The sequence below is a fragment of the Peribacillus glennii genome (assembly GCF_003429105.1).
GTDB classification, from domain to species: domain Bacteria; phylum Bacillota; class Bacilli; order Bacillales; family DSM-1321; genus Peribacillus; species Peribacillus glennii.
Genome location: NZ_QVTD01000003.1, coordinates 1,416,847 through 1,437,118, shown reverse-complemented (window position 1 = coordinate 1,437,118; position 20,272 = coordinate 1,416,847). Strand labels below are relative to the sequence as shown.

Here is a 20,272-nt window from a genome sequence, read left to right as displayed (position 1 = left end):
TATGACATTGCAATAAAAATTTGTTAAAATTACTTTTAATTGACACTTTTCTGTTAAATTTTCCCGTATAAACAAGTGGTCATGTAAAGGGGTGATTCCATTGGAAGTAGTGAAAAAGAAACGAATTGTAGTCTGGGGATCATGGTTAATGATTATTCCAGCGGGAATCACTCTATCATTTCAACATTTTCCGCCCCTAATCACCGGACGCGGCTGGGACACCCTGGCTTTCCTTGTGTTAATGTGCATTTTATCTTTCATACCCATGATCATAAATAATACACCTATTTCGTCAGTGCAGGGGGTATCACTGGCGGTCTTTCTGATTTTTGGGCTCGCTGTCGAAATGATATTGACGCAAATTTCCTTCATGTTCATGCTTTTGATGCTTCGGCTGAGGCGAAATGAAATGTACCGCCTCCCGTTGAATTCCTTGATTTTTTTCTTCGTATCAGTAGTAAGCGGGATGATCTACTATGGGATTGGCGGAACACATGATTTTGATGCTGTTATAGGCCCTTCCAATTTTTGGAAAATATTGATTTACCTGCTTGTGTATTTTATGTTGAATACGCTTTTCATTTCAGTTTCAAGATACATATTGAACGGCCAGAAACTAGAACTGTTCACCAAGGATGCTGTTTGGGATTTCATTGCCTCATTAGTGGTGCTTCCCATCGGATTGATCTTATTTATATTATACGATCAGCTAGGCTATCTTTCGATATTGTTTGGCGGGATCCCTTTAGTAGGGATAGCCCTTGTATTGAAGCTTTATAACTCTTCCCAGGAAGTCAGTGAACGTTTGAAAAGGGCAGGGGAATTCGGCCATGAACTGACCCAAAGGCTGCAGGTCAATGAGGTTCTCAGCATCTTTGTTTTAAAGATACCTGCTATTATTCCATCTGACAATGCTTACATCCTTGATTTATTCAATGAGAAAAATGAAATCCATCTTTTGGGTTATGCAGAACAAGGTATAGAAAAAAAGAAGGAAATCCCGCCACTGACACTTAAAGAAGGGATTTCAGGATTTGTTTGGAAATCGAAAAAAGGAGTTATTTTTCATAAAAGAAGAGAGTGGGAACATCTTGATATTGGCATCCTGCCGGAAACAATAGAAAGTTTACTCGCCGTTCCTATTGTGAGAAATGAATTGGTAGTGGGTGTATTGATCCTGGCTTCAGGAAGAAAACGTGCATATGAGCAATATCACCTAATGATCACGGATATTTTATGCTCCTATTTGGCGGTGGCAATCGAAAATGCGCGCCATTTACATGAAACGAAGCAGAAAAGTGAGCGCTGCGCCTTAACCAACCTTTATAATTACCGTTTTTTCGAAGATGCCCTTGAAAACGAATTTATCAAATTGCAAAACAGGGAAATTAGCACTCTTTCATTAATTCTCCTCGACATTGACCATTTTAAAACAGTAAATGACACATACGGCCACCAGAGCGGAAATGATATCCTTGCCGGACTGGCTCGCCGTCTTGAGAGATTGATGCCGGCCAAGGGAATTGTGGCCCGTTATGGCGGAGAAGAATTTGTGATCCTTTTGCCGGACGTAAGCAAATCGGAGGCTTTTGACTTCGCTGAAAGTATCAGGCACACCATTGCCAGTAAACCTTTTACTGTCTATTCGGATTTGGACGATACCCGTACCATTCTTTCAGTTCCGATAACGGCAAGCATCGGGTTAGCCTCCGCGCCGTTGGATGCTGAAGACGCTCAGGCACTCATCCGCCACGCAGACCGGGCCATGTATACCGGAGCGAAACAGGCGGGGAGGAATAGGGTTGCGAAGTATGTTGGATGAGATCATAAAAAAACTTAGAGCGAACGGCTCTAAGTTTTTTATTCCCTTTTATAGGTTGATTTCGATTCTTTCATGGAAATTTTTTGAACAGTTGGTATGCCTCTAGGAGGATTATCGATTATGTCTTCTTTATAGTTTATTTTCACCCGGTCATCCATCGATTTTAAATAGATATTCTCTCCATAAACGCCACCATTAAGGACAACGTTGGAATCGTAACCGAATAATTCGGCTCCATAACCCCAAATCTCAATATCTTTTTTAGAATAAAGATATACATTCAAATCCTTGGAATCATAACCTCTATTGTTAAAAGCAAGGCTAATATTTTCTTCACTGATTAGGACAAGAGTTCCATCTATATTTTTCGTCATCCCGACAGCCTCAATAGTTGAGTTAGCATAAATGGTACTATTGGTATTTAGATTATTGAAAAGTTCTGCACTGCCATTAATATAAACTGGTGCATCCAAGTTAACATTATTCATTTCAGCGTTCAGGCCAACGTAAATATAGCTGTTGCTTTGAACTTTAAGTGTTGCTTGTCCTTGATTATGATATCGATATGACGGCCTTACCTTAAGATTTCCCTTTATATAAATATTTCCATTAACTTCTAAATATCCATTGTCTTCAATCGTTAGATCATTTTCTATAATAATATCGCTATTTATTACTTCCTTTTGACCACGTTTAATCCTTAATTCATTATATTGTACCGCTGTCGTTACTTCAGGTATTTCTTTTGAGTCAATGCTCTCTCTTACATCCAAAGGAGTCAAATTTTCGGCGTTATTTTTAATTTCAGGAGCTTTACGAAAATAATCCGGCAGTTTTTGAGCTGGATTTTGAATAGGATACCAATGGTCAGAGCTAATAAATGGATATCGATAATTATAATAATAATTATTCAGTTTCATTGTTAAAAGCCCGTTTATAGTAGGATAACCGTTCTTGAATCCAAATTCAAAAAATCCTAAAGGTCCCTTAAATGTCACATATTCTGAAAGCCTCAAATTATTGTCTATATAAACATTTCCATTTATTTCGGATTTTCCATATAAATACAAATCGTTATTGCTAAAAACACTATACTTAAAGATTTCAGATACAGTTGTCAAGATAATAGATTTAGTCAGTAGTTTTCCTTTTTTGTTTTCTGGTATGGTAATGTCTATTTTAACTTGCAGAAATTCATGGTTGTCTGGATTGATCATTTGTGGCGCTGAAAGGAAATATTCTTGGTTACTATCAGAATTCAATTGAATAACCATTTCTTGCAATTTCTGATGCATGTGAGGTAGCTGGATACCTGAGGATGCCTGTAGCTGGGTGTTGATCCCATTCAAATATACTTGGATTTTTGCCATTGCTTCATCCATAGCCATTTCAGAATCGATTTTCTCTTCCACAGTTGTCTTTGAAACCTGAATGGTTTTTTGCGCGTTTAATGCAAACCCTGCAAGCGTAATGGTGGTCAATCCAATTAACACGATAAAAAGCAGGACAACTATAAAGGCATAGCCTCTTTGATTATTGAGTCGGTTCATTGCCGCCCTCCTCCACATCATAAATAGTAAAAAGGGATTGAGCCTTTGCTTGCCGGGTGCTGTCTTTAAAGCTGATGACAAAGTTAAACTCCAGATTTCCATCATTATTTACTGTCAAACTTGTTTTTTCAGCAGTGGCATAATCACTATTTATCATTCTTTCTATATTTGATTCAATTAAGAATAAGTCCCCATCTTCCTTTTTTATTATTTTTAGAGGAGTGGATTGCCCCTTATCATGTACATCCACAACTTGAATTGCAGTTACTTCCCCGTTAACAACTTCATCAATTTTAAACTCTTGTGCATTGTCGCAAAAATCATTAATCTGCTCAGCTACCATCACCAGCTCGTTTCTCAGTTCATTGTGGTCCACCACTTTTTTCGAGCTGTTGACCGATGAAAAAAAGATGCCGTAGACAAGGGAGGACAGCACAAAAAAAATGCTGATTGATACCAATACTTCAACTAAGGTCAAACCTTTATCATTGAGTTTCATTTCTTTTATATCCTTCAATGTTTTCATATTTTGTTAGTTTGCCATTGACCGTCGTCCAAACCCTAATTTTAATTTTTATCAGTTTATCTATAAGTTTTTCATTTGATGGCTGAGTAAATTCCACACAGACTTGGTAATTTTTCAGTTTCTCTTTTTCATTTTCCGGAAGTGTCATAATATTATCGGGTACAACTTCAATTCCCATTTTCGCACCCGTTTCAGGATCTTGACACTCCCTTTTATCTAATTGACTTTGAGTAAATTCAAAACTCTGGTTCTTGTAATATTCCAAAGTATTCTTTGCGAGATAAATAGAGTTCAGTTTATTGTCTGCCCTAGTGTTTTGCGAGAAGCTGTTCTGAAGGGCAGAGCCGACTACGCCAAGAAATATGCTAAGGATCACAAAGGAGACGAGAAGCTCGATGAGGGTAAAGCCTTTGTTATTCATCAGTTTTTTCTGTTTCACCGCGAATCCCCCATTTTTCGCCAAAAAGTATGTAAATTTGACTAATATCTTCAGTTGTAGACTTTTAAATCACTTACAATTATTATACAATACTTTATAATTGAAATTAGGAAAAATAGGCAGAATTTCTTATTTATGATAAAGTTGCTAAATTATTAAGAAGCGGGGTGCAGAATGGAGACTTTCATTTTTATGGCACTTTCTCTTATTCTATTAGTACCAATTATCTATTTTTTGCCTCTCGGTTTGAATGGGAAAGGAAAAATAGCGATAATTGGGGCTTCATTATTCGTTTCATTAATTGGCTTGTTGGCCAGCTTTACTTTTTCTCTATGGACAGCCGCATTGTTTTCTATACTGTTATTGCTGCCGGTCGCTCTAATCATAGGGAAACGTTCGGAACAGCTGCTGCTCGCATTCGGTGAAACGGCGGCATCACATGAGAGTGTTTATGGCGAGTATGAAGCCTATCACACCTATGATTCAAATGAACATGAAGACGCTTTTGTGAAAGAAAATGAACTGTTGGATCATTACTTGCCTAATGATGTACTACACATTGATTCTCTAAAAAATGGAGTGCCGGAAGGAATAGAAACTAAACAGCAAAGTAAAGCAGCATTAGAGATTGGTAGGAGTGAGATTGATCTCTCTGATACTCTAAGTGATCAGGCACCAGTGTTGGAAGATGTCCCAAAGACTGCCGGAGATTTACGTGGATTCGAGGAATCAATGGACGAGTTGCCATTTGATAATGACATTGCTTTTTTACAAAACAGGGTATTGGATTCTGGAGAGTCCGAGTTACCAGTTTTGGAGAATTCCCCTCAACCCGGCGGGGATTTGAGCGGCTTCGAGGAACCGATAGATGAGTTGCTTCTTGATGATGAAACTGCTTTTATACATGACAGAGAATTGCATGTGTATGCAGAATCCGGGGAATCGGCAGCAGCTGAATTGGCAAATGAATCGTATTATATGGCGGAGATTGAAAAGCTGCTCGAAGATGAAAATATAGCAGAGAAGCAAGACTGCGAACAATCCGGACCCGGCCAGCTATATGATGTTTCGCCATTTATTCTTGAAGAATTAAAGGGTAATAATGATGATGGGTTTCTTCCGGAAATAACAGAAAATGCCGACTTTCATCAAACTAAGCCTTATCCTGCTTATGAACCAGTTCCATCGGAAGAATTAGAATCTATTCCGGATGAAGAAAACCAGACATTGGCGGGTGGAAATGAGAGCATTGTCCCTGATAATATTTATGAAAATATGAATCTTTCGAATGATGAACTGATTGGTTTGGAAATGGAAATAGGCCAGGTTTCCCAAGAAGAATCCATGGTTGAAATGTTGCCGGAAGAAGAATTAACTGAAGACTCGACTGGAATTACTGCTGATGAAAATGACTCCAAGACAGCTTTGCCGTCACATGGTGCAACACTGCAAGAACTGAAACCGGAAGGAGCCAATCTGGATAGGGAGTTACTAAATAATATGCTGTCCCAGATTGAAACAGCCCGTTCTATCCTGGAACCAAACGAGTTTGAAGAAATGCTAAAGGCCTATTTGCAACCGGAGCTGTCATACGAGGATTACTATACATTTTCAAGCATTTTAATCGATTATTATTTTCAATCAGTAAGCAAAGAAAAATTGCAGGGCCCGCTTACTGAACTGATGGTGAAATATGAAGGTTACCCGATCGTTTTTCAACAGCTGCAGTTTATGAAAGAGATGAAAAAAAGCGCAGAAATATTAGGATTTCCAATCATCAGTATATCAGAAGGACAGGAAATCGGGACCGTCAAAACACTCGTGATCAATCCTGAAAAGGGTTCTGTCGAATTTTTAACGATTGAGCATGAAGACTGGCAGGGAAGCGTGAAAGCAATTCCCTTCAAAAAGGTGATCGGGATCGGCGAATATGCGGTAACGGTTGAAAGCGAAAATTCAGTGATTGATCTGAATGAGATTCCGATCGCCAACCAGCTTGTAAATAAGAAGATAAAAATTACAGACGCCAAAGTGATTACCCGTAAAGGACAACTTCTCGGATCAGTGCTTGAATACTTTATTGATGATGAAAACGGGAATGTCATCGGGATGCTCATCAAGCTAAAGGAAAAGGAAATCGTCCTTCCTTCTGAAACCGTGCTTACATACGGCAAGGATATTTTAATCGTTACCGAAGATGCTTCTGAGCATTTCTTGGAATCGGCTGAACAGCTGGTGAATCAAATTCCAGAAGAGGAAACAGCCAATGATGATGAGAGGGTTTTAAAAGAAAGTGCGGATTTAAAGGAAAAACAAGTCGAATTGCTAAATGGCAAAAAACTACTGAAGGATTTTGCAGATCGCGAAGGAAACGTGCTATTTTCCGGGGGTACTGTTTTAACGGAGGATGATATCAGGAGAGCACAACAGGAACGCCAGGGTGTAATCGGCGGCTTGTCGATGAATGTTGAAGCGTAATCAACAAGGAGTGTGTGTGATGTGGGAAACCAGCAGAGTATCAAGATCTTTCTTGCTCTAATGTTATCAACTGCTTATATATTCAGTTTCTCGCATTTTGGCGCTTTGGCTTACAATACCTTATTCAAAAACACGGATGCCTTTGCGGCCGGGACCGCTATTGGCCATTTAGATATTTCGGAAAAAACCGCTGCCGAAGCTGAAAGGCTGCTAGAAGAAGAAGTAGAGAAGTGGAAGGCAAAAACGAAAATCACGTTCAGCTATAAGGAGAAAAAAGCCGAGGCAGATACCGCTTTGTACGAATTTTATATTGAAGAAACGCTTAGAACCCTTAAGCAGGGGCAAAAAAACCTGGCAGCTGTGGATGTGGATCAAGAGGTCCTGGAAGAAATGATCTATAGGACTTCCATTTCCCTTGGCACAGTGGAAATCGATACGAAGAAATTGGCTGCCGATTTGCTGATCGGGGCAACGATGCTGGACGAATCAGGCTATACATTCCACCTTGAAAACTATATTCCGGAAGCTGTCAGGAAAAGCGAAACCATTTCGAAGGCTACGGTCAATGCAGAGGGCAGCCTGAATGAAATCAAGGCGCTGTTAAAAAAGATGGGTACAGTAGAGATCCCCGCAAAAGCTCAGTTTTCGTTTTTGCGGCTTGTAGAGGAAAAGGACATCCAAATGCACCATTCATCAGCATTGAGCATAATGGGTACAGCCATTTACCAGGCCATCCTGCCAACCAACTTTTCTATCATAGAACGGTATATCAGCAATGCACTTCCTTCATACGCAAAGCTTGGCTATGAAGCAAAGGTTGACGAAAAAAAGCAAATGGACCTGGTGTTTTCCAACTTGAATGATTCGGCCTATTCCTTGCAGCTCTCATTGAAGGGAAACAAGCTGGAAGCCATATTAAAGGGACAGCCATTCCTGAACAAATATTCCATCGTCAAAAAGGATGAGCAGAGCTTTACGCCTAAAACGGTTAAGCAATATAATGCCCGATTGGAATCAGGTGAAACCCAGGTGATAGAAAGCGGAAAAACTGGCCTGTTAGTAAAAATGGTACGTAAAATCTTTGGCGAGTCCGGGGAACTAATGAAAACCGAAATAATTTCCGAGGATTTCTATGCCCCGGTCCACAAAGTGGTGGTCCATAGCCCTGTAGAACCTGTCCAGGTAACGGAACAGGCGGAAACGGGAGCAGAAGAAGGAGAAGAAGAGGAACAGGAAACTCCTGATTCTACAACAGATGAAAATGTTCCTATGCCGGTTCCGGGAGCTCATTCTGAATCTGAAGACGGAACAGAAGTCGATGAAGAGGACAACGAAGGAGATGAAAAGGGGACGGAACCTCAAACTTCAGATAATACGGGGCAGGGAACGGACATGCCTGCCGGAGAAGAAAAATAAACGGGAAAGCGGGGATAACCGATGCCACATACCCGAAAACGCCTAGGAGATTTACTTGTCGAAGCTGGTCTGATTTCTGAGGATCAGCTTCATTCTGCATTAAAAGAAAAAAGCAAAGGCCAGCGGCTGGGGGATGCACTGCTTCAACTCGGGTTCATTACCGAGCAGCAGCTGATAGAGGTACTTGAATTTCAGCTGGGAATCCCGCATGTCAGCTTGTACCGCTATCCGTTCGATACAAAGCTTTTTAGCCTGGTCCCAAAAGAAACGGCAAAACGGAACTTGTTGATCCCGCTAAAAAAAGAGGGAGAAAAATTGTTCGTCGCCATGGCAGATCCAATGGACTTCTACGCGATGGATGATTTACGGCTTGCAACGGGTTTTCAGATTGAAACGGCGATAGCGACCAAGGATGATATATTGCGCTCGATTTCAAAGTATTATGATGTGGATGAAGGGCTTGAAGAGCTTCTCGGCAACCTCCCAGGGACAGAGCCGGAACAAGAAGAAATAGCAGTGGACGAGGATTCGCCGGTTGTCAGGCTCGTTAATCAAATCCTTTCCAATGCCGTTACTGAAAAAGCAAGCGACATCCACATTGATCCGCAGGAAACGAAAGTGATCGTACGCTATCGGATTGATGGGGTGCTTCGGACAGAAAAAGCCTTGCCGAAAAACATGCAAAATGTTCTGATTGCAAGAATTAAAATCATGGCCAATTTGGATATTACAGAACACCGGATTCCTCAGGATGGGCGGATTAAGATCAATTTGGATTTCCATCCGGTCGATCTCCGTGTATCGACGCTTCCAACAGTATTTGGAGAAAAAATTGTATTGCGGATCCTTGACCTTGGCAGTTCTTTAAATGACATTAATAAGCTGGGATTCAACAGGCTGAACCATCAGCGCTTTGTAAACATGATAGAGCAGCCTAACGGAATCGTGCTGATCACCGGGCCCACGGGTTCGGGGAAATCGTCTACCCTCTATGCGGCCCTGAACCGCCTGAATAGTGAAGATGTAAACATCTTGACAATAGAGGATCCGGTAGAGTATCAGCTTGAAGGCATCAACCAAATCCAGGTCAACCCGAATGTTGGCATGACTTTTGCAGCAGGTTTGCGTTCCATTCTACGACAGGATCCGAATATCATCATGGTTGGGGAAATCCGGGATAAAGAAACGGTGGAAGTCGCCATCCGCGCTTCGTTGACAGGGCATCTCGTGCTCAGCACGATCCATACAAATGATTCACTTGGGACGATCACAAGATTGGCAGATATGGGAGTAGAGCCCTTCCTGGTTGCCTCCGCGTTAAGCGGAATCGTTGCACAGCGGCTGGTACGCAAGGTTTGCCGTGACTGTGCCAGAAAGCAGGAGCCGACCAGAAGGGAAATCGAGATATTTGCAAAAAGGGGATTAAAGATTGAGAGTATCACACGAGGTGCGGGGTGTTCCTCCTGTAACATGACCGGCTATAAAGGCCGGATAGCCCTTCATGAAGTTCTTGTCATCAATGACGAAATGAGGAGGATCATCATGAACGGAGAGTCCTTCACAAAGCTGCGTGAACTTTCGATCAAGCATAAGACGATTTTTTTGATAGATGATGGATTGCTTAAGGTGAAGCAAGGCGTGACCACTACCGAAGAAATACTTCGCGTAGCGATACTTGAATAGAGGTGCATTTCATTGAAAACGAAAATTGACCATCTATTGCGTGCAGGGTTTGAATTGAAGGCTTCTGATATACATATCACAGTTGGTGTCCCGCCCATCATGAGGTTAAATGGCGAACTGAAGAAATATGGGAAAGACAGTTTAAGGCCAGAAGATACGGAAGGAATGGCAAAGGCCATAATTCCCGAGGCGATGTGGGAAACCTTCAAGGAAAAAGGAGAGCTCGATTTTTCCTACGGGATCCCGGGCGTATCGAGATTTCGGGTGAATACCTATTATCAGCGTTCCTGTGTGGCAATGGCAATAAGGATTGTGCCAACGAGAATCCCGTCACTGGAAGAATTGGAATTGCCGGAGGTCCTGAAAAAAATCGCCGAAAAACCCCAGGGTCTTGTATTGGTGACAGGCCCTACGGGAAGCGGGAAATCGACGACACTCGCTTCCATGATCCAATACATGAATCACACGATGCGTAAGCATATCATCACATTGGAAGATCCAATCGAATATTTACATAAGCACAAAAACAGCATCATCGACCAGCGTGAAGTCGGATTTGATACGAATAATTTTGCGAATGGACTCCGGGCGGCGCTAAGGCAGGATCCCGATATCATCCTGGTAGGGGAAATGCGGGACCTTGAAACGATCCATACCGCGATTACAGCCGCTGAAACCGGGCATCTTGTTTTGGGAACTTTGCATACTTCAAGCGCCCCTTCGACGATTGACCGGATCATCGATGTGTTCCCTCCTGCCCAGCAGCCGCAGGTACGCATCCAGCTGGCCTCAGTACTGGTGTCGATTATTTCCCAGCGGCTGTTTACGACCAATGATAAAAAAGGGAGAAGGGCCGCCACAGAAATCCTGATCAATAATGCCGCGATCGCGAATTTGATCCGGAATGAAAAAATCCATCAAATTATTAATGTCATGCAGACGTCAAGGGCCCAGGGTATGCATACATTTGACAGTAGCATCAAGGAATTGGTGAATTCAGGGAGAATTTCGAAGGAAGCGGCATTTTCGTATTTACAGGATAAGGTGGAAGTAAATGGCTAAATTCTCATATACAGGAAGGGATAAGCGCGGCAAAAAAACAGGATCAGTCATCGCGGCAAACCGAAGGGAAGCAGTGCAGGCCCTGCGGGAAGAAGGCATTCGCGTTATCGAATTAAACGAAGTCCCCGAATCCCTGTTTACGAAAGAAATTACGATCGGCAACCCGGTAAAGCTGCAGCATCTTGTCATTTATTTACGGCAGTTTTCCACACTGCTAAAGGCCGGGGTTTCCGTAGTGGATTCCACCAATATTTTGTCGCAGCAAACAGAAAGCAAATATTTGCGAAAAGCGCTTCAGGATATCGAACAGCAATTGCGCGAAGGAAATCCGCTGTCCCAAGCCGCTTCGAAACATAAGAAAATCTTCTCGCCGATGTTGATAAATATGGTGAAAGCGGGGGAAGCCGGGGGAAACATGGACGATACGCTGGAGAGGCTGGCGGACCATTACGAGAAACAGCATGCTACGCGCCAGAAAATTACTTCCGCAATGGCTTATCCGGCCACAGTAGGAATCGTGGCCATCGGCGTAGTAATTTTTCTCCTTGTGTCGGTGGTGCCTACATTCGTGGATATGTTCGCCGACTTTGGCGGAGAGCTGCCGGCAATCACTCAATTCGTGCTTCATGCAAGCACTTTCATGCAGAAAGCCTGGTATGTAATCCTCCTGTTTTTTATCCTATCTATACTAGGCATTATGGCGGTAAAAAAAAATAAGAAATCAAAATATTACTATGATCTGGTTCTTCTAAAAATCCCTATTTTCGGCAATATGATGCAAAAAGCGGTCCTCGCCCGCATGACGAGGACATTAAGTTCGCTGTTTTCAAGCTCGGTGCCAATCCTCCAGGCAATGACGATCGTCGAAGAAGTCGTTGAAAATGAAGTGATTGGACGCGTCATCCGGGCTTCACGCAATTCGCTTGAGAAAGGGCAGTCGATCACCGGGCCAATGAAAAAGCACTGGGCCTTTCCTCCCCTTGTCACTCAAATGATATCAATCGGGGAGGAAACTGGTTCATTGGATACAATGCTTGGAAAAGTGGCCGATTTCTACGAAAGGGAAGTCGAAAATAGCTCAGACCGGTTAAAATCACTGATAGAACCTTTAATGATCGTAGTTCTGGCAGGCCTTGTCGGCACCATCGTCATCTCGATCATCGTCCCGATGTTCGAAATCTTTAACCAGGTAGACAACCAATAAACTGCCACAATCTGTTAAAATTTGATTATATATTTATAGAAGAATATAGTATTATATTAAAAATGTAGTAATTTAGTAATATTTATCAAAACAGGAGGAAAGTCTATGAATTTTGTCAAAAAACATTTAAAAAATGAACGCGGTCTGACACTGATCGAGCTATTGGCTGTTGTTGTTATATTGGGGATTATTGCGGCGATTGCGATACCGAGTATTGGGAAGTTGATGGAGAACTCAAAGAAGGATGCACATATTGCTAACGCACAGCAAATGGCGAATGCTGCAAGATTGTATACTTCTGAGAATCCCACTGCAACATCTATTACGCTAACACAATTACAAGATGGTGGCTTTCTTGATTCGATTAAAGATCCTAGTAATAAACCAAATAGTTATCATCCTACTGAATCTGTAGTTGCGGTGAATAAAGAGGGAGCAAAAACTTTTTACAATGTCACACTTAAAAAAGCTAACCAAGCAGTCTATATTGACAATGAAAATGCGAGTGATCTAACTCGTGATGAAGTTGAGGTAGACGCTGCAGCTCCTACTCCACCAGCTGGCGGTGGCGAATCAGATACAGTGACAGGTAATGGAGATTAAGAGGGATTAAATAAATGATATCCTATTTGTTGAGTTTGTTAATAGGCCTAATCCTCGGCTCCTTCTTCAACGTAGTAGGCCTTAGCGTCCCGAAGAAGCAGTCATTCACAACCCGGCGTTCTGCCTGCCCGTCATGCGGACGGACGCTTTCAGCATTTGAATTGATACCTGTTTTATCCTACATAATTCAGGGAGGGAAATGCCGCGGCTGCAAAGCCCGCATTTCCCAGCTTTACCCGATCGTGGAGCTAATGACCGGTATGCTTTTCGCAGCAGCGCCTTATTTCCTGGGCTGGAGCGCGGAGCTGATTGTGGCCTGGACATTGATTTGCTTATTGATGATTATTTTTGTAACGGACATTGCCTATATGCTTATTCCGGATAAAATACTGCTTTTCTTTGCGGTTGTTTTTTTGTTTATGCGAATCTTTCTCCCGCTGGACCCTTGGTGGGATTCATTGCTCGGTGCGGCTGTAGGGTTTGGCCTCTTGCTCCTGATTGCCGTGATCAGTAAGGGAGGTATGGGCGGCGGCGATATCAAACTTTTCGCACTGCTGGGGTTTGTGTTAGGGACCAAATTGGTATTGCTTTCATTTATGGCAGCGACCTTTCTTGGGGCTTTTTATGGTGTAATCGGGATTCTTTCAGGCTTTATTAAGCGGAAACACCCGATTCCGTTCGGGCCATTCATTGTCGTCGGTACATTGGCTGCTTATTTCTTTGGAGACAGTATCCTAAACTGGTATTTTCAATTTTTCGCAGCATCATGATTAAGAAAGTAAGAGGGGCCTTGTATGGATCTATCATTTTTAACAGGAAAAAAACGAATTGCCAATATTGTGTTTAAAGACCATGTCATTCGGTACACGGAGTTGAAACAGTATAATCCCCCAGTGATACAAACATGCGGTGAATACTATCTGCCCGCCGGAATCATCAAAGACGGAAAGATTATCGATTTTGACGCATTGCAGGATATTGTCGAACAATGTATCGATGAATGGAAGATTTCCAAGCGGCAGGTCCGTTTTTTGGTTCCGGATCCCTGTATTGTAATCCGGAAGATCATGATTCCTAAGGATGTTAAAAATGATGAAATAGAAGGATATCTCTACTTGGAACTCGGCTCCACCATTCATTTGCCTTTCGAAGATCCGGTTTTTGATACAGTGATCCTCGGGCAAAATCAGGTTAAGAGGGAGCTGTTATTATTTGCGGCACCTGAGGAAATAGTTTCCGACTATAGTTCTTTGCTTCAAGCCTGCCGTCTTTCTCCAATCGCCGCCGATATATCGCCGCTTTCGCTCTACCGGCTCTATCATCTGAGTGACCCTTCATTGGTGAATGAGCATGTGATGCTTGTACAATTTGACCTCCAAGCGGTGAATGCCAGCATTTTCGTAGAAGATAAGCCAATCTTCATGAGGCATATTCCCATTCCGGACGGGGAAGACCAGTGGGAAAAGGCATCACTCAGAAACAATAATGATGGCTATTTACTATATACAGGCGATAAGGAACAATATATGCAGATGCTCGGGCATACCTATACAGAGATTGAGAGAGTATTGGATTTTTATAAATATTCACTGAACCAGGAACAGGAATCCGTCACGAAAATCCTGATAAGCGGTGATCATCCGTTTTTGGACGATTTCATCCTGGAGATGAAAAAACGTTTCAGCATCCCTGTTCACAGCCTCGAAAAAAGATATATCCAAACAATTAAAGGCGAAGCACTTGCAAGCAGCTATTATCTTCCTGCCGGCCTTGCTCTTAAAGGAGGGAAATAGGTGTTAGCTGAAATTAACCTGCTTCCAAAAAAGGAACCGAAAAAATATAGTCTACTATTCATCACCATTCTTTTTCTTTTGCTCTCAGTTGTTTCAGGCGTATTTTTTTATTATCAATATAAAGCAGAAAGCGAGAAGCTGGATTTCCTACAAACGCAAATCGAAAAAACGAAAGAGCTTGCTGCCGCAGAACAACAAAAAATTGCAGTAGTTGAAAACTCCAACAGTGCAGCCGAGCTAGAAAAAATGGTGAATTGGACAAAGAAATATCCGATTGAAACGGTTAAAGTGCTTCGCCACATCATCTCTTTGCTGCCTGACCGAGGATTCATCCAAAATTTTGAATACAGTGAAACTGGTTCGCTCAAATTAATGGTCCAATTTGATACATCGCGGGAGTCCTCTTATTTCTTGAAAGAGTTGACGGAATCAAAATGGGTCATGGAGGCAAAGCTGCTGAACTTGACCGCAGAAAGTGTTGGGGACGTGCCAGAAAATGCACCAGCGGCTGTCGGAGAAGAGGGGCCAGGGCAGGCAGAAACCGTAGATGGCGAACAAGAAATTCAATTAGGGAATGCCCCTTTTATACCACGGTATGTTGGGGGCTATGAAATAAAGTTAAACACAGCTGAACTGAAAAAAACAGAGGAAGATAAAACTCCTGCTGAAGGAGTGAAGCCGGAATGAATTTCGTACAGAGTAAAAAACAAACCTTTCTATTGGCAGCTGCCATCCTTATCGCAGCTCTTCTCTTCACAGGAATATATTTTTGGATACTCTATCCTCTGAAAGCCGAGACGCGGATCAAACAAAACGAATTGAACTCTGAACAAAAATTGCTGGAACTTTTGGATTCAAAGGTGTCCAACACAAATGATGAGACGTTCGAAACCACCGATGAACTTCAAAAGCAGCTGCCTGTGAAGCCTTTGACTGAGCAATTGCTGCTAGATTTAGAAAAAGCAGAGACTGTTTCTGATAGTTTTATTGCCAGCATGACGTTTTCAGAAGGCGGTGCCGAACAATCATCCGAAGAGACTGCTGGCACTTCCGCTTCCGATTCGCACATAAATCCTGGGAAATCCCAAACTGCCGCAAATACCGGTCAAAATGATGAAGCAGCTGATGTTACTCCATTTCAAAGCCAGCCCGCCGAACAAGGTGCTGCACAAAATCAGGGACAGGAAACCACCCAGCTGCCGGCAGGTGTCCAAAAGATTACGGTCAACATGGAAGTCGAGTCTCCTTCTTACTTTGAACTGGAGGAATTCATCAATTCGCTGGAAGCCATGCCAAGAATCATTACAGTGGATTCGATTTCATTTGCCGGAACACAAGAAGTAACAATGGCATTAACACCTGCCTTACCTTTAACTTGCAAGATCACTGTATCTGCCTTCTATGCACCTGGACTAACGGATCTTCAAAATCAGCTTCCAACGATGGATGCACCGGAACCGGCCAAAAAACGGTATCCATTTAGCGATGACCCGGAATTGAACACAGAAAGATGACTAGCACCCAGAACAGGGGATGCATGCAGCAGAATGTCTAAAATGCGCCTCTACTTTATGCCTTGGCCTGTGTGACCCCAATTTTGCAGGTCCGGCCTGGGCTTCTGTTTTCGCATGGCCAGGCTCGTCAACCAGCGAGTATTGTAATGAGAGAAAGGTGAAAATCCACTAAGAAATTTGGCGAAACCTATTGGTAACAAGACGACAAAAGTCTTGTTATTTTTTTTTGCCTGTATGGTAGGATGAGGAAAATGATGGCGAAGGGAGCCTGTGAGATGGACAAGTCCGGGAACCGGAAGGGAATCACGATCAAGATCAATGGACAGGAGAAGTCATTCGAAGAATTGGAAAGCGACAGGCCGCTTCTTCCGGAGAACCAAATAGCTGCGACAGCAGAAAAGACAGATGAGGAAAGCTTTGACTGGATTTTGCCAGAGGAAGATGAGTATTCAGTAAAGGAAATTAACACCGCTGCTTCCAATAACAAAGGGAAGAAAGCAGCTATATATATGTTCGGCGGAAAGAAGAAAAGCAAAGCAGGAAAAGATAGCAATGTCTTCAAAATGCCTTTTATCGCCATACTATGTGCGATCCTGATTGGAACATGCCTTGGATTCATCATATTAAAAACAATCACAGCAAGTGATAGGAATGCCGTGCAAAAACAGTCTGCTCCTACAACGGCTTCACCAGCTGAAAAATCCACAGCACCAGCAGAAAAAACAGAAAAAACCATTCCTTCCCCCATGAACGCATATTTGGTACAGGGGGGTGTATTCAGTACTGAAGACAGCGCCAAACAGATGCAGAAAAGCATTAAACAAAAAGGGATACCAGCGGAAGTTTTTCAACTGGACGGGAAGTTTTATATTTTTTCCGGAACAGCGGGCAGTTTGGAAGACAGTAAGGCGCTAGCCTCCTTTTTTAAGCAAGGGCAGCTTGCTTTTTTCTGGAAAGAAATATCATTTGCGCCTGTAATTAAAGAAGGTGAAAAAGAGTATGTAAAGCAATTTTCTTCGTTATATAGCTCGTTATCCCAAATAACCTCCAGGCTATTGTACGGTCCGGATTTACAGGTTGATCAAAAACAGCTTGACCAACAATTGAAGGATGCCGGTAAAATAGCAAAGGTAAAAACAAGCGAACCTCTTGAGGAGATGGAAAAACAGTTGTCTGCAGCAGCTGAATTGCTTGGCGATTTTCAAACTTCAAAAGATCAAGATAAGCTGCTTTCAGCCCAGGAGCAGCTTCTGGCTTTTTTGAAAAACTATCAAAGTATGGAAAGTCAGTAATTTGTCAGATGATGTCCTATTTTCCGGGAAATAATACTCAGGTATCGTCGTATATAGGAATGTAAATGAAGCATGTTTTGTGGCGATTTTGCCTATCATAACCATGTGGATTTCGTATTCCTTTTTTTATTGACGAACATGGTCAAAAAGAATGTCTGAACTTCCCAAAAAGCATATGTGAAAATATCCATCTGTTCTTTGCCTTTTTGCCAATCTGCGGGTTTTCGTTATCAATAATTGTTAGTTGTCCTATTATCTGGTACCATAGAAATGTATCTCCCAAAATGCTTTTAGTAAGGTAAGGTGAATGTATGCATCCTCTGATTTTAGCTTCTTCATCACCACGGCGAAAAGAACTTCTCCAATTTCTCCAGGTTCCTTTTCAAACGATCCATACGAATACTGATGAAACGATTGACCCTAAGCTGGATGCCGAAAATGCGGTAAAAGAACTGGCTGAGCGAAAGGCGATGGCAGCTGCCTCAATGCGTCCGGAACATTGCGTGATAGGCGCTGACACGGTCGTGGCGGTGGAAGGCAGGATATTAGGGAAACCAGTCGACCGGTTAGATGCAAAGAGAATGCTGCAATTGCTGTCAGGAAAGGTGCACAGCGTCTACACCGGTGTCGCGATTATCCAGGGCCAGGACCGCAAAGTTTTTGCTGAAAAAACGGAAGTAAGCTTTTGGGAGCTGTCCGAGGATGAGATTGAAGCCTACCTCGATACAGGCGAGCCATTTGACAAGGCGGGCAGCTATGGCATTCAAGGATACGGGTCCCTGATGGTTAAGGGGATTTCAGGCGATTATTTTTCGGTCGTAGGGCTTCCTGTATCCAGGCTAGCACGTGAATTAAAAGCTTTCGAAAGTCAAACGTTGTAAAAAGGTATGCAAGCTTTTCTTACGGGCATTCTTCCGATCACGAGAGGAAGGTTGAAAGATTGAACAATAAAATGTTAATTCGTGATTTCCCTAAAGAGGAAAGGCCAAGGGAACGCTTTTTGCAGGATGGGCCACAGAGTCTTTCTACACAGGAGCTTTTGGCGCTCCTCTTGAGAACAGGAACGAAGGATGAATCTGTAATACAGCTGGCAAACCGGCTGATCAAGGCATTTGAAGGATTGAGGCTGTTAAAGGATGCTTCCGTCGAAGAGATGACGGCAATCAAGGGTATCGGTGAAGCTAAGGCTATCCAGATCCTTGCATCTGTCGAGCTCGGCAGAAGGATCAGCAGTTTGAATTACAATGACCGGTATGTAATCCGTTCACCCGAAGATTGTGCAAACTATTGCATGGATGAAATGCGCTTTTTGTCGCAGGAGCATTTTGTGTGCCTGTACTTGAATACGAAAAATCAAGTTCTTCATAAGCAGACCATATTTATCGGCAGTTTGAATGCCTCCATCGTACATCCCCGGGAGGTATTTAAAGAAGCCTTTCGCCGGTCGGCTGCCTCTATCATATGTCTTCATAATCACCCCTCTGGTGACCCTACTCCAAGCAGAGAAGATATCGACGTGACAAAAAGATTGGCTGAATGCGGTAAAATAATCGGCATAGAGCTTTTAGACCATGTTATCATCGGTGAGCAAAAGTACGTGAGCCTAAAGGAAAAAGGTTATATCTAGACTATCAAAATCTTTGACGATACGATATAATATTGTTTATGATTTTTGAGGGGAAATGTATTGAAGCTTCTATTGTTGAATGACTGAACCTTAAATTGAAATCCTTATTTTAAAAGCTATCGTGAATGAAAGGGAGATACCTGATGTTAGGAATTGGTACAAGAGATGTTGGAATAGATTTGGGGACGGCTAATACGCTTGTTTATGTGAAGGGAAAAGGCATTGCCGTAAGGGAACCTTCCGTGGTGGCCTTCCAGACAGATACAAAAAGCATTGTCGCTGTAGGGAATGACGCGAAGAATATGATCGGCCGTACACCTGGTAATGTGGTCGCGCTGCGCCCGATGAAAGATGGGGTCATTGCTGATTACGACACAACGGCAACGATGATGAAATACTATATGAAACAAGCTCAGAATAAAGGTGTATTTGCCCGCAAGCCTTATGTCATGGTTTGTGTGCCATCCGGCATCACGGCTGTTGAAGAACGCGCTGTCATCGATGCAACAAGGCAAGCTGGCGCCCGCGATGCCTATACGATCGAGGAACCATTCGCCGCGGCAATCGGCGCTAACCTGCCTGTTTGGGAACCTACGGGAAGCATGGTAGTCGATATCGGGGGCGGAACAACGGAAGTGGCAATCATATCCCTTGGGGGTATAGTCACAAGCCAATCCATCCGTATTGCCGGTGATGAAATGGATGATGCCATCATCAGCTATATCCGGAAGAATTATAATCTTATGATTGGTGACCGTACAGCGGAAAATATTAAGATGGAAATTGGTTCAGCCGGAGATCCTGAAGGCATAGACAATATGGAAATCCGCGGCCGTGACCTGTTGACAGGGCTTCCGAAAACAATCGAAATCACGGCAGAAGAAATATCCAAAGCGCTTAACGATACAGTGTACGCGATTGTTGACTCCGTTAAGAATACATTGGAGAAAACTCCGCCGGAACTTGCTGCCGATATTATGGACAGGGGAATCGTGCTGACGGGCGGCGGCGCTTTGCTGCGCAATTTGGACAAGGTGATCAGCGAAGAAACAAAAATGCCGGTCCTTATCGCGGAAAATCCACTTGATTGTGTTGCTATCGGTACAGGCAAAGCATTGGAACATATTCATTTATTCAAGAACAAAGCAAGACACTCCAGATAAAAATACCCTTTAACAATAAAACCGTCTTAAAAACTTGAAACGGGGCTCCTTTGACTTCAAAGGGGCATTCCCGTTTATCTGTATGTTCATTTACTTCAGG

At 42.7% G+C, this 20,272-nt stretch carries 18 protein-coding genes; 15 read left to right on the top strand and 3 right to left on the bottom strand.

Annotated features, from left to right (window positions below; genetic code table 11):
* Positions 1-109 precede the first annotated feature (109 nt).
* Positions 110-1,822, top strand: coding sequence for a sensor domain-containing diguanylate cyclase (locus D0466_RS08485; protein WP_233522589.1), 1,713 nt, complete (start codon positions 110-112; stop codon positions 1,820-1,822).
* Positions 1,823-1,860: 38 nt separating this feature from the next.
* On the opposite strand, the gene D0466_RS08480 is transcribed toward D0466_RS08485, so the two are convergent.
* Genes D0466_RS08480 through D0466_RS08470 form a run of 3 tightly spaced genes read right to left on the bottom strand, consistent with a single transcriptional unit; the run spans position 1,861 to position 4,337 of the window.
* Positions 1,861-3,372, bottom strand: a complete 1,512-nt coding sequence (locus tag D0466_RS08480; RefSeq protein WP_117322057.1) for a hypothetical protein — start codon at positions 3,370-3,372, stop codon at positions 1,861-1,863.
* Positions 3,356-3,871 carry a PulJ/GspJ family protein gene (locus tag D0466_RS08475; protein ID WP_158555869.1) on the bottom strand — a complete coding sequence of 172 codons (516 nt, stop codon included), beginning with the start codon at positions 3,869-3,871 and terminating at the stop codon, positions 3,356-3,358. The genes D0466_RS08480 and D0466_RS08475 overlap by 17 nt, the downstream gene beginning before the upstream one ends.
* Positions 3,858-4,337, bottom strand: coding sequence for a type II secretion system protein (locus tag D0466_RS08470; protein WP_117322055.1), 480 nt, complete (start codon positions 4,335-4,337; stop codon positions 3,858-3,860). The genes D0466_RS08475 and D0466_RS08470 overlap by 14 nt, the downstream gene beginning before the upstream one ends.
* 1,740 nt (positions 4,338-6,077) lie before the next feature.
* Between D0466_RS08470 and D0466_RS08465 the strand changes: the two genes are divergently transcribed.
* From D0466_RS08465 to D0466_RS08400, 14 genes are all read left to right on the top strand, one after another.
* Positions 6,078-6,815 carry a PRC-barrel domain-containing protein gene (locus D0466_RS08465; protein ID WP_117322269.1) on the top strand — a complete coding sequence of 246 codons (738 nt, stop codon included), beginning with the start codon at positions 6,078-6,080 and terminating at the stop codon, positions 6,813-6,815.
* Between the two features lie 21 nt (positions 6,816-6,836).
* Positions 6,837-8,231, top strand: coding sequence for a VanW family protein (locus D0466_RS08460; protein WP_117322054.1), 1,395 nt, complete (start codon positions 6,837-6,839; stop codon positions 8,229-8,231).
* Between the two features lie 21 nt (positions 8,232-8,252).
* Positions 8,253-9,914, top strand: a complete 1,662-nt coding sequence (locus tag D0466_RS08455) for a GspE/PulE family protein (protein ID WP_117322053.1) — start codon at positions 8,253-8,255, stop codon at positions 9,912-9,914.
* Positions 9,915-9,926: 12 nt separating this feature from the next.
* A complete protein-coding gene (locus D0466_RS08450; RefSeq protein WP_117322052.1) occupies positions 9,927-10,976 on the top strand; it encodes a type IV pilus twitching motility protein PilT in 1,050 nt (349 codons plus the stop codon).
* Positions 10,969-12,180, top strand: coding sequence for a type II secretion system F family protein (locus D0466_RS08445; RefSeq protein WP_117322051.1), 1,212 nt, complete (start codon positions 10,969-10,971; stop codon positions 12,178-12,180). The genes D0466_RS08450 and D0466_RS08445 overlap by 8 nt, the downstream gene beginning before the upstream one ends.
* Positions 12,181-12,285: 105 nt before the next feature.
* A complete protein-coding gene (locus D0466_RS08440) occupies positions 12,286-12,783 on the top strand; it encodes a prepilin-type N-terminal cleavage/methylation domain-containing protein (protein WP_117322050.1) in 498 nt (165 codons plus the stop codon).
* Between the two features lie 14 nt (positions 12,784-12,797).
* On the top strand, positions 12,798-13,553 hold the full coding sequence (locus D0466_RS08435) for a prepilin peptidase (protein ID WP_117322049.1): 756 nt from the start codon (positions 12,798-12,800) through the stop codon (positions 13,551-13,553).
* A gap of 24 nt (positions 13,554-13,577) precedes the next feature.
* Positions 13,578-14,576: a type IV pilus biogenesis protein PilM gene (pilM, locus tag D0466_RS08430; protein ID WP_117322048.1), complete on the top strand. Its 999-nt coding sequence runs from the start codon at positions 13,578-13,580 to the stop codon at positions 14,574-14,576.
* Positions 14,577-15,263 (top strand): hypothetical protein, encoded by a 687-nt coding sequence (locus D0466_RS08425; RefSeq protein WP_117322047.1) that lies wholly within the window; start codon positions 14,577-14,579, stop codon positions 15,261-15,263.
* The gene (locus D0466_RS08420) at positions 15,260-16,090 is read left to right on the top strand and encodes a pilus assembly protein PilO (protein WP_117322046.1); all 831 of its coding nucleotides are present in this window, start codon (positions 15,260-15,262) and stop codon (positions 16,088-16,090) included. The genes D0466_RS08425 and D0466_RS08420 overlap by 4 nt, the downstream gene beginning before the upstream one ends.
* A 251-nt stretch (positions 16,091-16,341) precedes the next feature.
* Positions 16,342-17,382, top strand: coding sequence for an SPOR domain-containing protein (locus tag D0466_RS08415; RefSeq protein ID WP_158555868.1), 1,041 nt, complete (start codon positions 16,342-16,344; stop codon positions 17,380-17,382).
* Positions 17,383-17,693: 311 nt separating this feature from the next.
* Positions 17,694-18,263: a Maf family protein gene (locus D0466_RS08410; protein WP_117322044.1), complete on the top strand. Its 570-nt coding sequence runs from the start codon at positions 17,694-17,696 to the stop codon at positions 18,261-18,263.
* 71 nt (positions 18,264-18,334) lie between these two features.
* Positions 18,335-19,009, top strand: a complete 675-nt coding sequence (gene radC, locus D0466_RS08405; protein WP_117322268.1) for a RadC family protein — start codon at positions 18,335-18,337, stop codon at positions 19,007-19,009.
* Between the two features lie 143 nt (positions 19,010-19,152).
* Positions 19,153-20,172, top strand: a complete 1,020-nt coding sequence (locus D0466_RS08400; RefSeq protein ID WP_117322043.1) for a rod shape-determining protein — start codon at positions 19,153-19,155, stop codon at positions 20,170-20,172.
* Positions 20,173-20,272: the final 100 nt, after the last annotated feature.